At 70.8% G+C, this 14,163-nt stretch carries 9 protein-coding genes and 1 other RNA gene; 3 read left to right on the top strand and 7 right to left on the bottom strand.

Features of this window, described 5'->3' with window-relative positions:
* Positions 1–27: 27 nt before the first annotated feature.
* From ssrA to ftsE, 5 genes are all read right to left on the bottom strand, one after another.
* Positions 28–400: a transfer-messenger RNA gene (gene ssrA, locus IE99_RS31030) on the bottom strand.
* A 306-nt stretch (positions 401–706) separates the two neighbouring features.
* The gene (locus IE99_RS0107550; RefSeq protein WP_051712193.1) at positions 707–2,656 is read right to left on the bottom strand and encodes a penicillin-binding transpeptidase domain-containing protein; all 1,950 of its coding nucleotides are present in this window, start codon (positions 2,654–2,656) and stop codon (positions 707–709) included.
* 9 nt (positions 2,657–2,665) lie between these two features.
* Complete coding sequence (gene smpB, locus IE99_RS0107555) at positions 2,666–3,139, bottom strand: SsrA-binding protein SmpB (RefSeq protein WP_030165721.1); 474 nt, start codon at positions 3,137–3,139, stop codon at positions 2,666–2,668.
* A gap of 128 nt (positions 3,140–3,267) precedes the next feature.
* Entirely contained in the window at positions 3,268–4,173 is a 906-nt protein-coding gene (gene ftsX / locus IE99_RS0107560) for a permease-like cell division protein FtsX (RefSeq protein WP_030165724.1), read from the bottom strand.
* Positions 4,174–4,342: 169 nt separating this feature from the next.
* Complete coding sequence (gene ftsE, locus IE99_RS0107565; protein WP_030165727.1) at positions 4,343–5,032, bottom strand: cell division ATP-binding protein FtsE; 690 nt, start codon at positions 5,030–5,032, stop codon at positions 4,343–4,345.
* 454 nt (positions 5,033–5,486) lie between these two features.
* Here ftsE and IE99_RS0107570 point away from each other — a divergent pair, with 454 nt between their 5' ends.
* Positions 5,487–5,669: a hypothetical protein gene (locus IE99_RS0107570; protein ID WP_030165729.1), complete on the top strand. Its 183-nt coding sequence runs from the start codon at positions 5,487–5,489 to the stop codon at positions 5,667–5,669.
* Between the two features lie 51 nt (positions 5,670–5,720).
* Here the strand turns inward: IE99_RS0107570 and IE99_RS0107575 are convergent, their stop codons facing one another.
* On the bottom strand, positions 5,721–6,773 hold the full coding sequence (locus IE99_RS0107575; RefSeq protein ID WP_037558856.1) for a DUF8094 domain-containing protein: 1,053 nt from the start codon (positions 6,771–6,773) through the stop codon (positions 5,721–5,723).
* A 205-nt stretch (positions 6,774–6,978) separates the two neighbouring features.
* Between IE99_RS0107575 and prfB the strand changes: the two genes are divergently transcribed.
* Positions 6,979–8,088 (top strand): peptide chain release factor 2, encoded by a 1,110-nt coding sequence (gene prfB, locus IE99_RS0107580; RefSeq protein WP_030165735.1) that lies wholly within the window; start codon positions 6,979–6,981, stop codon positions 8,086–8,088.
* An 84-nt stretch (positions 8,089–8,172) separates the two neighbouring features.
* Positions 8,173–9,150 carry a DUF8094 domain-containing protein gene (locus tag IE99_RS0107585; RefSeq protein WP_030165738.1) on the top strand — a complete coding sequence of 326 codons (978 nt, stop codon included), beginning with the start codon at positions 8,173–8,175 and terminating at the stop codon, positions 9,148–9,150.
* 91 nt (positions 9,151–9,241) lie between these two features.
* Here IE99_RS0107585 and IE99_RS0107590 read toward each other — a convergent pair whose 3' ends face one another.
* Positions 9,242–14,095, bottom strand: a complete 4,854-nt coding sequence (locus IE99_RS0107590) for an NAD-glutamate dehydrogenase (RefSeq protein ID WP_030165741.1) — start codon at positions 14,093–14,095, stop codon at positions 9,242–9,244.
* Positions 14,096–14,163: the final 68 nt, after the last annotated feature.

A 14,163-nucleotide genomic window follows, 5' to 3' on the forward strand; every position in this document is an offset into this window, starting at 1 on the left:
TTCCGCGGGCATGGGTCGCCCATAGTCGAGTGGAGGTGGCGGGAATCGAACCCGCGTCCTTCGGTGATGAATCAGGGCTTCTCCGGGTGCAGCCTGCTTATCGTTTTCTCAGTCCCGGCGCTCACGCAGGCGTGTCGCCGACGGGCTCAGTCGCTGTTGGATGTTCCCACAGGCCCCGCGACCGGGCTTGTGGGTGGAGTCTCCTTGCGATGCCAGATCCCGGGTCGGAGACTCTCCCGGGCTGACAGAGTCAGCTCCTCGCTCAGGCGGCGAGGGCGAACTCGGACTGCTTCTTGTTGGCAGTTATTGGTTTGCTGTCACAGGATTAACGAGGTCACGACAGCAACCCTCGACCCGCTTCCCCTGGCTCGACCTACCGAAGTCGAAGCCGGTCACCCCCATGTTGAGTTGTCAAAGCGGTCGTCCGGGGACGTCCGCGCGCTCGACGTTACTAGGTTAACGCGCCGACGGGCAATGTGATTCCCGTCGACGTGAAAGACCCCGGTGGGTCGCATGGCGCCCACCGGGGTCGTCGACCGGCAGGGTCGGGCCGGTCCCGACGGCAGAGCCTCCCCCGAGATGAGGCTCTGGTCTCTTCACGGCGACCGGGTCCCGCAACCCCCCAAGCGACGGCCCGGTCATCCTGAATGACGCGCGGAGGGCGGTCTGGGGTTGCAGGCGGTCGGCAAAGGAACGTCAAAGCCCGCTAGCGGGTGGGGGTGCGGGTCGCGGTGGTCGGGCTGGTGGTGAGGAAACGGGCGGCGACCTGGGCGGCGGAGGCGGCGCCCTCGACGGCGACGGCGAAGGCGAGGTCGCCGCGGGAGCCGACGAACCAGGAGACGGTCCTGGTGCGTCCGGCTTCCTGGTAGGTGACCTGGTCGGTGATGCCGGCGATGTCGCCGCGGCCGTTGACCTCCCCGGCGACGCCGGCGGTGACGGTGCGGCGCAGCATCTGCTTGAGGTCGGAGATCGACTCGGGCTGGAGGTTCTGGGCCTGCGGCTGCTCGGCGGGGTTGGTGAGGTTCTGGAGGACGTAGGGGGGCTTCCAGGTGCCGTTCTGGGCGGCGGCGGCGACGAGGGCCATGGTGAGGGGGCTCACCTGGACGCCGCCCTGGCCGACCATGATGGCGGCCTTCTGGGCGTCGCCGGTGGGGACCGGCACGGTGCCGGAGAAGGCGGGGACGGACAGGCCCCAGCTCTTGCCGATGCCGAGGCGGGCGGCCTCGCCGAGAAGGGTCTTCGCGTCGAGCTTGGCGCTGAGCTGCGCGAGCGTGGTCTGGCAGGCGAGGGCGAAGTGGGTGCCGAAGGCGGCGTCCGGGCGGGCCCGGTTGGTGAACGTCTGGCCGCCGACGGTGACCTTGCCGGGGCAGGTCGTCCTGGTGTCCTGGTCCATGCCGGCGTGGGTGAGCAGTGCCTCGGCGGACACGATCCCGAACGTCATGCCGGGCGGGTACGCGCCTTCGAACGCGAGGTTGCGGCCGTTGGTGCCGTGGTTGGCGACGGCCCAGACCTCGCCGGTGCTGGGGCGCAGCGCGACGAGGGAGGCGGGGTGGCGCAGGCCGGCGAGGGCGCTGTCGGCGTTGGCCTGGACGTTCCGCGCCAGGGTGGTCCGGACGTCCTGCGGCTGCTGGCCCTCCCAGGCCCGCAGTTCCTCGGTGTTCTGGCCGCCGGGGTCCTGCGCGACGACGCGGACGGTGGGCGTGCCGGCGAGGCGGCGCTGCTGGAGCAGCTGGAGCCCGCTGACGCCGATGGTGTCGCCCGGCTGGTAGGGGGCGCCGACCTGCTGGAGGCGGTCGGACGTGGCGGGGCCGAGGGTGCCGATCAGTTCGGGCGCGATCGTCGGCGCGATGGGCGCCTTGACCTGCTGGAAGTCGAGGCCGGGCACGCGGGTGAGCTGCTGGATCACGCCGTTGTGCGCGGGCTGCTGCAGGGTGAGCAGCGGGAGGAACTGGTGCGGCGGCGCCGACCTGACGCGGCCGAGCAGCCGTTCGGCGTCGAGCCGCCGGCCGCCGTCGATCTTGGTGACCTTGGCGAGCTGCCCGAGGGTGCGCTGCGGGTCCTGGAGGCGTCCGGGGAACACCCCGACGTTGACGGCCTGCACGTCCCGGAGCAGCGATCTGCCCTGCGCGTCGGTGATCAGGGCGCGGCGCGGCACCTCGGTGCGGACGGCGAGGCGCTGGCCGGGCTCCAGCCGCGGGTTGATGATCGAGGGGTCCCAGACGACCTTCCACTTGCCGCCGACGCGTTCCAGCCGCATCAGGCCGGTGTAGGTCCAGGGCTGGCCGTTCTCACCGAGGTCGACCTTGACGGAGAAGCGGGCGTCGGCCCGGTCCCCCTTCTTGTCGATCGCCTTGGTGGCGGTGTCCTGGCCGGGGACGCCGAGGGCGAGCCGCAGGGACGCCGCGTCCAGCTGGGCGCGGACCTGGCCGAGAGCCTGCTCGACGGCCTCGCGGTCGGCGCCGACGGTCCGCCCGGCGGCGGCCTCGTAGTTGCCGACCTGCCAGGCGATCAGGAAGTCACGGACGGCGGGGAGCGCGGACGGCTCCGCCCAGCAGCCCGTGGTCAGGGACGCGACGAGCCCCGCGGAGGCCGTCGCCGAGATCACCCTGCGGCGCGTGACGCGGGCAGCGGCCCGCCGCCGAGCTCGGTTGCTCATCGACACCCTTCACCGTCTCCTGAACCGGGCCGCGGCGGCCTTGCGCATCTCCCGGTCGGCCTCCCGCTGGGCGATGGCCTGCCGTTTGTCGTAGGCCTTCTTACCACGGGCCAGTCCGATCTCGACCTTGGCCTTGCCGTCCTTGAAGTACAGGGCGAGCGGGATGAGCGTCCACCCCGGCTCGGACGACTTCGCGATGATCTTCTGGATCTCCTTGCGGTGGAGCAGCAGCTTGCGGCGCCGCCGGGGAGCGTGGTTCGTCCAGGTGCCCTGCGTGTACTCGGGGATGTGGATGTTCTCCAGCCACACCTCGCCGTCCATCACGTGGGCGTAGCCCTCGGCGAGGCTGGCGCGGCCGGCGCGCAGCGCCTTCACCTCGGTGCCCATCAGCACCATGCCCGCCTCCCAGGTGTCCTCGATCTGGTAGTCGTAGCGGGCACGCTTGTTCTGCGCGATGAGCTTTCGCCCGGTGTCACGTGACACTGTTTCAGCCTCGGTTCCGATCTTCGGCGTCGTTCCCGTCCGAGGTTACGGCCGCGCGGGGCCTCGTCGCGACCCGCGCGCGGCCGCCCCGCCATTCGTGAGACGGGGCGGCAGGGCGCGAGGTTCGGTCAGATCCGCAGGTAGCGGCGGAGCGTGAGGAACGACGCGAACGCGCACAGCAGCACGCCGAAGCAGATCGACACGGTGATCACCAGCGCGAGGTGGCTCACCCCGAGCGAATTGACGAGTTCGACGTCGCCCGCGAGGTTGTCGATGAGGAAGATCTTGCTGAACACCAGCAGCACCGACGCGAACAGGCCGCCGATCAGGCCGGCGATCGCGCCCTCCAGGATGAACGGCATCTGGATGTAGGTGTTGGACGCGCCGACGAGCCGCATGATGCCGGTCTCCCGGCGCCGGTTGAACGCCGACAGCCGGACCGTGTTGCCGACCAGCAGGACCGCCGCGATCACCTGGATGGCCGCGATCAGCAGCGCGGCGAACTGCAGGCCGCCGAGGATCTTGAAGAACTTCTTCAGGATCTCCTGCTCGTTGACCACGTTGTCGACCCCGGGCTGGACCCGCATCGCCTGGTCGACCGCCTTGTACTGCTCCGGGTCCTTCAGCTTGATCCGGAACGAGTCGGGGATGTCGCCCTCACGGGTGGTGTCGACGAGGCCCTTCGAGCCGGCGAAGCGCTCCTTGAACCGGGCGTACGCCTGCTGCTTGTTCTCGTACTGGACGTCAGCGACCTGCGGCAGCTTCTCCAGCTGCGCCTTGAGCGCCTGCCGCTGCTGGTCGGTGACCTCCTGCTTCTGGCAGTTGGGGTTCGAGCTCGTCTTGGCGCACAGGAAGACCGAGACCTCGATCTTGTCGTACCAGTAGCCCTTGGACTCGTCGACCTGCATCTTGATGAGAAGGCCGGTGCCGAAGAGCGCCATGGCGATGGCGACGGTGATGACGAGGGAAATCGTCATCGTCAGGTTCCGGCGGAGACCGATCCAGATCTCCTGGAGAACGAACTGTACGCGCATGCCTCGCTGTCCTTGATCGCCTTGTCCCGCCGGTGGCGGGGGCTCCGCGGCCGACCCGCCCGGAGCCGGTGCGGCGCCGTACGTCTCGGTGTCGTGCGCCCCGGCAAGAATCGTTGGTTCAGATGGGAGCCGCTGCCGGCGGACCGCCGAGGGACGGTCCGCGGCGCCGCTAGTAGGCCTGTCCGTACACGCCGCGGGACTGGTCGCGGACGACTCGGCCGTCCTCCAGCTCGACGACGCGCTTGCGGAAGGCGTCGACGATCGCGGCGTCGTGGGTGGCCATGACGACGGTGGTGCCGGTCCGGTTGATGCGGTCCAGCACCTTCATGATCCCGATGGACGTCGCGGGGTCGATGTTCCCCGTCGGCTCGTCCGCGAGCAGGATCATCGGCCGGTTGACGAACGCCCGCGCGATGGCGACGCGCTGCTGCTCGCCGCCGGACAGCTCGTCCGGCATCCGGTGGGCCTTGCCCTCCAGGCCGACGAGGTCGATGACCTCGGGGACGACCTTGCCGATGAAGCGCCGCGGCTTGCCGATCACCTCGAGGGCGAAGGCGACGTTCTCGAAGACGTTCTTGTTGGGGAGGAGGCGGAAGTCCTGGAAGACGCAGCCGATCCTGCGGCGCAGGTGCGGCACCTTCCAGTTGCTCAGCCTGCTCAGGTCCTTGCCCGCCACGTGCACGTGACCCTGGGAAGGACGCTCCTCCTTGAGGATGAGTCGCAGGAAGGTCGACTTACCCGAACCGGAGGGACCCACCAGGAACAGGAACTCGCCCTTCTCGATGGCGACGTTCACATGCTGCAGGGCGGGCCGCTGCTGGTTCGCGTAGACCTTGGTGACGTTGTCGAAATGGATCACGGCTGCATCACGGCGGTTCGGTGTAGGGGTTGGGGAACGGCGCGGACGGCCACGGACGCGTCCGTCGCCGGCCTATGCCGCCGGGCCCGGCGACCGGGTGGTCGGCCGAGCCTTCGAGCAGTGTAGAGGGGCCAGTCAACTACCTCGGCCCGCTCCATGCAGGCCGAACGCCCGGGATCCGAGTCGCGCGACGGCGTGTCGCATGCGTTTCGGAGGGGACGCGGGGTACCGGTCGGGGACGACGGGGCGCGGCGTTCGCCGTTGACTGCCATGCGACCGTCTCCCGTGGTCGGGGGGTTTCGTGCCGTCCTGAGGCCGTCAGGCGCCCGGACTCGCGGGAACGACCATACAGTCCGGCTACGCTGGATGATGGCGAAAGATACCTATTCGTTCGGCGATCGACGTTCCATCCCGCGCGTGCCGCCCGCCGCGCACGCAGATTGGGGCCCACGACATGAGCTGCGAACATCTCATCTGCGCCCGGTGCTCGAACCCGGTGATCGAGGGTCGCTGCCCCACCTGCCGGATCTCCCGCTCGGAACTGCATCGCCACGGTCCGTCCGTGCCCCCGGTCCTGGTTCTGGCGGCGCTGGTCGCATTCCTGTTCGCGGCCGTCGTGCTGCAGCGCATGCAGTAGGGGGGCGCATTCGGCGGGGGAACGCGGCGGGGCCCGGTCAGGACGTCGCGGTCAGGACGTCGCGGGCGGGGCGCTCGCCTTGGTGACCGCTCCGTCGTCGGCGATGATGTCGGCCTTCGGCTGCGGCTTGTCCTTCTTGGCCCGGGGCGGGTCGAACGCCGCGAACTGGAGGGTCGCGCTGACGTAGATGTCGGGCCCCTCGACCGTCCCGTCCAGCAGGTGGGCCGCCTCCGGCGGGATCGAGGGCCGCTCCCGCGGGTCCTTGGAGGTCAGCTTGGTGTTGCGGAACAGCGCGTAGAGGACGAGACCGCCGCCGTGCTGGGTGCGGAGCGCGAAGTACGGGAACGGCGTCGCGGTGTAGACGATCTGGAGCTTGAGGTCCTTCTCCCTGGCCTTCTTCTCGGCCTTCCTCGTCGCCTGGTAGTAGCCCGTCGTGACACGCCCGGACTTCATCACCTTCGCCGCGACGCTTCCGCCCCCTTCCGCCGCGATGGTGGCCTGGATGCCGCCGACCTCGCGGGGGCGGATGAGGACGGAGGAGTCCTCCGTCTCGAGCGCCGTCGCGTAGCCGTCCGCGTCCAGCTCCACCTTCGGCTCCTTGGCCTTGGGCGCGAGCAGGGTGGTCAGCGTCAGCTTCCAGCGGTCCGAGGCGGAACGCAGGACGAACGCCATCAGCGCCGTCCGGGTGCTCTTCTTCTCGCCCTGGACGCCGCGCGGCACCGACGCCACGAACCACTGAGGGAAGACGTCCGGCTCCATCTTCGGGACGTACAGCTTCGGGTCCCCGTAGGAGAAGCGCCGGATCGGGTCGCCGTCGGCGATCGCCTCGCGGAACTCGGCGGCGACGAGCTGCGCCTGGCCGTCCGACGTCCAGTTGAGCGCGAGCCGCTCGTCGGCCGCGGCGCGCGCCACGTCCTCGTCGGTGACGTAGGTGCGGAACGCCTGCTCCGCCACGTCCGGGGTCAGCGGCACCGGACGCGGCGACGGCGAGGCCGGAACCCGCACGGGCGGCTTCGCCGCGGGTTCGCGCTCTGCGCAGGCCGCGGCGCTGAGCGGCGGCACGAGCAGCACCACGGCCGCCACCGCCCGACTGATCCTTCGCACGCCCGACCCCCGGCCGTCCCGCCGACCGCCGTCGATCGGACTCCTCGGCCCGTGATTCTGCCATCCGCGGCTCGCTCGGCGGACCCACGGGCGGCGACCCGTGCGATCGGCCGTCCGGTGGGCGCCGCCCGGCGCGTTCCGTCCGGGCGGGCCCCGCGTGAGCGCGGCGCTCGGGCACTGCCCGGACGGCGATAAGCTCGGGGGCGTGGCAGGCATCGAACCCGAAGAGCGGCTCAAGGAGCTCGGCTCCACCCTCGCCGGCATCGAAGAGGTGCTGGACCTCGACGCGATGCGGCGCGACATCGCCGAGCTGCGCGAGCAGTCGGCCGACCCCGAGCTGTGGAACGACCAGGAGCGCGCCCAGGACGTGACGCGCCGCCTGTCGTACCTGGAGGCCGAGCTCGGCCGGGTCGAGAGCCTGCGCCAGCGCCTCGAGGACGCCGCCACGCTGTACGAGATGGCCCGGGAGATGGACGACGCCGACACCCGCGCCGAGGCGGACGAGGAGCTGGCGGGCCTGGGCAAGGCCGTCCAGCAGCTCGAGGTCCGGACGCTGATGTCGGGCGAGTACGACGCCCGCGAGGCCCTCGTCACGATCAACGCGCAGGCCGGCGGGGTCGACGCCGCCGACTGGGCCGAGCAGCTCCAGCGGATGTACCTGCGCTGGGCCGAGCGGCACGGCTACCCGACGGAGGTCTACGAGACCTCCTACGCCGAAGAGGCCGGGATCAAGTCGACCACGTTCACGGTGAAGGCCCCCTACGCGTACGGGACGCTGCGCGGCGAGCACGGCACGCACCGGCTCGTCCGGATCTCCCCGTTCGACAACCAGGGCCGCAGGCAGACCTCGTTCGCGGGGCTGGACGTCGTCCCGGTGGTGGAGCAGAGCGACCACGTCGACATCGACGAGAGCGAGCTGCGCATCGACGTGTACCGCTCGTCGGGGCCGGGCGGCCAGGGCGTGAACACGACCGACTCCGCCGTCCGGATCACGCACCTCCCGTCCGGGATCGTGGTGTCCTGCCAGAACGAGCGGAGCCAGCTGCAGAACAAGGCCACGGCCATGAACGTGCTGCAGGCCAAGCTCCTGGAGCGCAAGCGGCAGGAGGAGGCGGATCGGATGTCCGCGCTCCGCGGCGAGGGCACCAGCAGCTGGGGCACTCAGATCCGCAACTACGTGCTGCACCCGTACCAGATCGTGAAGGACCTGCGCACGGGCGTCGAGGCGGGCAACCCGACCGCCGTCCTGGACGGCGACATCGACGACTTCATCGAGGCCGAGATCCGCTGGATGCGCCAGCAGGAGTCCGCCTGATTTTCTGCGATTCACAGAGTGACCGGGTGGTAACTCTGCGATGATTCCCGGTGGAACAGCCGTCGTCACCACCGGGGGGCCTTCATGCCCGCACGTCGTACCGCCGCCTGCCTGCCGCCGGCCCTGCTGGCCGCGGCCCTGCTGGGCACCGGCCTGACGGGCTGCGGGGAGACCTCCTCGGCGGGTGACGGGGCGCCCGCGCTGACGAAGGACCAGGCCCGGGACGTGCTGACCGGCTACACGGCGGCGGCGAACCGCGCCGGGCAGCGGCTGGACCACTCCGCCCTGCGCACCGTCCAGGCAGACCCGCAGCTCGCGATGGACACGGCCTCCTTCAAGTTGCGCCGCGTCGTCCGCGCCCGGCCCCAGGCCCTGAAGTTCGAGCGGGTGCAGTACTACATCCCGCGCCTGTCCGGCCATCCCCGCTGGTTCGCCGCGGACGCCACGACCGGCTCGGGGAAGCTCGCCGTCCGGCACGCCCTGCTGTTCACGCAGGCGAGGCCGGGCGCGCCGTGGCTGCTGACCGCCGACCCGTATCCGTCCGGCCCGGCGCTGAGCCGGGTGGCCCTCGACCCGGAGGGCTACGCCACCGCGGTCTCCCCGAACAGCGGCGGCCTCGCCGTGGCACCCGGCCGGCTCGCCGCCGCGCACGCGGCGCTCCTGACCGGCGGCCCCCGCGCGCCGGGCGCGTCCGTCCTGGCCGGCGGGTCCGCCACCGACCAGAGCCACGCCGCCCTGCTCAAGGGCCGCGAGGCCCTGGCGCAGCGCGGCATCACGCTGTCCACCCGGTTCACCGCGGCCCCGTACCAGACCTACGCGCTCCGCACGCGGGACCGCGGCGCCCTCGTCTGGTACGTCGTGAAGCAGACGGAGGCGTACTCCGCCCCCGCGCCGGGCAAGCTGGCCGTGAAGGGTGATCTCGTCGGCCTGGCCCCGGCCCGGTCCGTCCGCCGTCGCATGGACACGACGGTCCTCGTCCAGTACCTGGCGCTCGTCCCGCCCGCGGGCCGCGCAGCGGTCGCCGGCATGTACCGCAAGGCGGTCACCGCCCACGGCTCCTGACCCGCCCGCCCGAGACTCCGCCGGGTGCCGGCCCGGTCCCCCGCTTCCGACCGCTGCGAAGGGACCCCAACGGCACCCGGCGGACCCTTTTCTAGTGCTCTCTCGCCGGGAGGGAGCTGGCGGTCACCAGCGTGCGGATCGACCCGAGGGCCACCAGGAGGGTGGCGAGGTCGAAGCTGTCGCTCTCCCAGATCTCGCTCAGCGTCTGCTGCGCGCGCGACACCGCCGTCTGGTTCTTGTGCGCCCAGTGGACGAGCCGCTGCTCCGGCTGCCCGCCCGGCTCGCTCGTCACCAGGACGTCGCGGGTGAGGGCGGCGTGCGCGGCGTACAGGTCGTCGCGGAGGGCGGAGCGGGCCATGGAGCGCCAGCGGTCGTCGCGGGGCAGCGCGATGATCCGTTCGCGGAGGCGGGACAGCTGGAGGCGGTCCGCCAGGTCGAAGTAGACGTCCCCGACCTCCTCCACCGGCCGGCCCGTCTCGTGGGCGATGCCCACCAGGTCGAACGTGGAGTAGGCGGTGCCGAGGATCGCGCACTGCTCGGCGAGCTCGTCCGGGACGCCCCGTTCGGCGAACCCGTCGCGGCGCGACTCGAACGCCGCCAGATCGAGGCCGACGAGCAGCTTCGGCAACTGCGCCGTGAGGGCCGCGGCGTCCTCCGCGAAGAAGTCGATCGTCTCCTGGATGTCGAACGGGGGCCGCCGGTTGTGCAGCAGCCAGCGGGCGCCGCGCTCGGACAGCTTGCGGCCCTCCAGCAGCATCGCGATCTGGGTGCCCTGGTCGACGTGGTGGGCGAGGCTCTCCACGGAGCGCCAGTACCGCGGCATGTCGAACACCTCGCGGGCCACCAGGTACGCGCGCGCGATGTCGCTGGAGGACGCGCCGGTCTCCTCGTTCATCCGGAACACGAACGTGGAGCCGCTGCTGTTGACCAGGTCGTTCACCACCGCCGTCGTGATGATCTCGCGCCGCAGGGGGTGGCGGTCCATATAGTCGCGGAACCGGTCGCGCAGGGGCGTCGGGAAGTACTCGACGAGCCACGACTCCAGGTAGGGGTCGTCCGGCAGGTCGGACGCGACGATCTCATGGTCGAGGGACAGCTTCGCGTAGGCGAGCAGGGTCGCGAACTCGGGGCTGGTGAGCCCCAGACCGGACTGGCGGCGCTCCGCGAGGGCCTTGTCGTCGGGCAGGAACTCCAGCCGGCGCTTCAGCCGGCCGTCCCGCTCCAGCTTGCGCAGGTGCCGGGCGTGGACGTGCAGCATCGCCGGGGCCTGGGCGCGGGACGCGGCGAGCACGACGTTCTGCGCGTAGTTGTCGCGCAGGACGAGCCGTCCGACCTCGTCGGTCATCTCGTAGAGGAGGGCGTCGCGCTGCTTGCGGGTCAGCTCGCCGTCCCGCACGACCTGGTCGAGCAGGATCTTGATGTTGACCTCGTGGTCGGAGGTGTCGACTCCGGCGGAGTTGTCGATGAAGTCGGTGTTCACGAGGCCGGGCTCGCCGCGCCGGATGCCCTCGCGGGCGAACTCGATGCGGCCGAGCTGGGTGAAGCCGAGGTTGCCGCCCTCGCCGACGACCTTGCAGCGCAGCTCGTCGCCGTTGATCCGGACGGGGTCGTTGGCCTTGTCACCGACGTCGGCATTGTTCTCGACGGACGCCTTGACGTAGGTACCGATACCGCCGTTCCAGAGCAGGTCGACGGGGGCCTTGAGGGCGGCCCTGATCAGCTCGTACGGGGTCATGGCGGCGATGCCGTCGGCGATGCCGAGGACGGTCCGCATCTGCGGCGTCAGCTTGATCGACTTCATGGTGCGGGGGAACACCCCGCCGCCCGCCGAGATCAGCGCGGGGTCGTAGTCCGCCCAGGTGCTGCGGGGCAGCCCGAACAGGCGGCGCCGCTCCTCGAACGAGGCGACCGGGTCGGGGTCGGGGTCGATGAAGACGTGCCGGTGGTCGAACGCGGCGACGAGCTTGATGTGCTGGGACAGCAGCATCCCGTTGCCGAAGACGTCGCCGGACATGTCGCCGATGCCGACGACGGTGAAGTCCTCGGTCTGGATGTCGGTGCCGAGCGAGCGGAAGTGGTACTTGACCGACTCCCAGGCGCCGCGGGCGGTGATGCCCATCGCCTTGTGGTCGTATCCGACGGACCCGCCGGAGGCGAACGCGTCGCCGAGCCAGAACCCGTACTCGGCGGCGACCTCGTTGGCGATGTCGGAGAACGTCGCGGTGCCCTTGTCGGCGGCGACGACGAGGTAGGGGTCGTCGCCGTCGTGCCGGACGACGTCGGGCGGGGGGACGACCTTGCCGTCCACGAGGTTGTCGGTGAGGTCGAGGAGGCCGGAGATGAAGTCGCGGTAGCAGGCGATCCCGGCCCGCATGAACGCCTCGCGGTCGGACGGCGGGGGCAGCTGCTTGCCGACGAACCCGCCCTTGGCCCCGGCCGGGACGATCACGGTGTTCTTCACGGCCTGCGCCTTGACCAGGCCGAGGATCTCGGTGCGGAAGTCCTCGCGGCGGTCGGACCAGCGGAGCCCGCCGCGCGCGACCGTGCCGAACCGCAGATGGACGCCCTCGACCCGCGGGGAGTACACGAAGATCTCGAAGGTCGGGCGGGGCTGCGGCAGGTCGGGGATCCGCTCGGGGTCGAACTTGAGCGCGAGGAAGGACCGGCCCCGGTAGTGGTTGGTGCGCAGGGTCGCCTCGATCATGGCGAGGTAGGCGCGGAGGATGCGGTCCTCGTCGAGACTCGCGACGTCGTCGAGCTTGCCGTGGATCTCCTCGGTGATGCCGAGGCTGCGCTCCGCCTCGCCGCCCCGCAGCTTCGGGTCGAGGCGGCTCTCCCACAGCCGGACGAGCAGCCGGGTGATCGGCGGGTTGCGGAGCAGCACCTGTTCGATGTAGCGCTTGGAGAACGTGATGCCGGTCTGCCGCAGGTAGAGGGCGTAGGCGCGGAGGATCATCGCCTCCTGCCAGGTCAGCCCCACGTGCAGGACGAGCGCGTTGAAGCCGTCGTTCTCGATCCTGCCGTGCCACAGCGCCTGGAACGCGTCCTGGAACAGCTCCTTGCGGGCGTCCTCGGCGACGTCGCCCGTCGGCTCGTAGCGCAGGCCGAGGTCGTAGATGTAGTAGCGCTGCCCGTCGAGCGTGTTGATCTCGTAGGGGCGCTCGTCGATGACCTCGACGCCCATGTTCTGCAGCAGCGGCAGGACGCGCGACAGCGAGATCGGCTCGCCCAGCCGGTAGATCTTCAGCCGCCGCTCGCCGGGCCCGGCCCCGTACGGCTCGTACAGGTTGATGGAGGTGTCGGTCTCCTCGTCCAGGGCGTCGAGGCGCCGCAGGTCGGCGACGGCGGTGCGGGCGGGGAAGTCGGCCTTGTAGCCCTCGGGGAAGGCGTCGCCGAAGCGGCGGGCGAGCGTCCCGGAGCGCTCCTCGCCGCACTGCTCGATGATCGCCTCGGCGAGGTCGTCGGCCCACGAGCGGGTCGCGGCGGCGAGCCGGGCCTCCAGCTCCTCGACGTCGACGTCCGGAAGGGGACGGCCGCGCTCGCCCCGCACGACGATGTGCAGGCGCGCGAGCAGGGACTCGGTGACGTTGGCGCTGTAGTCGACGCTGACGCCCTCGAAGGCGGTGCGCAGGATCTCCTGGATCTGGAGGCGGACCTTCGTGGTGTACCGGTCGCGGGGCAGGTACACCATGCAGGACATGTACCGGCCGTACAGGTCCTTGCGCAGGAACAGCTTCAGCTGGCGGCGCTCGCGCAGCCGCAGCACGCCGAGCGCGATGGGGAGCAGGTCCTCGACGGAGATCTGGAACAGCTCGTCGCGGGGGTAGCTCTCCAGGATCTCGATGAGGTCCTGGCCGTCGTAGCTCTCGGCGGGGAACCCCGCCGCTTCGAGGACCTCGTCCAGCTTCCGCTTGAGGACGGGCACGTGCGCGATGGACTCGCTGTAGGCGACGTGGGTGAACAGCCCCAGGAACCGGAGCTCGCCGCACACCCGGCCGTCCTCGTCGAACTTCTTCACCCCGATGTAGTCGAGGTAGAGGGGGCGGTGCACGGTCGACCGCGAGTTCGCCTTCGTCAGGACGAGCAGGTGCGGTTCGGTGGCCCGCTCCCGGACCTCGGGGGGCAGCGCCGCGAAGCTGTCGGACTCCCGCTTGTCGTTGCGGAGGATGCCCAGCCCGGTGCCGGGTTCCGGGCGCAGGACGGTGCCGCCCTCGACGAGCGTGTAGTCGCGGTAGCCGAGGAAGGTGAAGTGGCCGTCGGCGAGCCAGTCGAGCAGCTCGACGCCCTCGGCGAGCTCCTTGTCGGACAGCGGCGGCGGATCCTCCAGGATCGCGGTCGCGATGTCGCCGGCCCGGATCCGCATCTTCGACTCGTCCTCGACGGCGACCCGGACGTCCTGCAGGACGCGCAGCAGGTCCTTCTCCAGCTGCTCGAGGAACGCCCGGTCACTGGTGCGGTCCACCTCGATGTGGATCCATGACTCGTCGATGTCGTCGTCGGCCGCCAGCTTGCCGCGGAACCCGCGCAGGTGCCCCGCCACGTCGCGGTCCGTGCCGATCAGCGGATGGACGATCAGGTGCGTCGTCAGCTGGTGGCGGGTGAGCTCCATGGTCACCGAGTCGACCAGGAACGGCATGTCGTCCGTGACGACCTGGACGACGGTGTGCCCGGGGTCCCAGCCGAACTCCTCCAGCGTCGGCGTGAACACGCGCACCTTCGCGCGCCCCTGGGGCCGCTCCTCACCGAGCAGCCGGTGCGTCATGGCGGGGCCGCAGATGTCGGCCGGATCCCGGGACAGCAGGTCCTCGGGCGCCACGTGGCGGTAGTAGAGCCAGAGGTAGGCCAGCGCCTCCTCGACGTCGCCCCGCGAGCCGGGGCGGTTGGCGCATGTCTGCGCGGCCCGCCTGAGCAGATCGTCCTTCGCTTGATCGAGCTTGCCGCCCATGAAGCAATTCTCCCCTAGAGACCCTTCGCCACCTCGTTGTGGCGCCGCTCACTGCGTCAGCGTAGCCA

Origin of the sequence: Spirillospora albida (assembly GCF_000718255.1) — a bacterium.
GTDB classification, from domain to species: domain Bacteria; phylum Actinomycetota; class Actinomycetes; order Streptosporangiales; family Streptosporangiaceae; genus Spirillospora; species Spirillospora albida.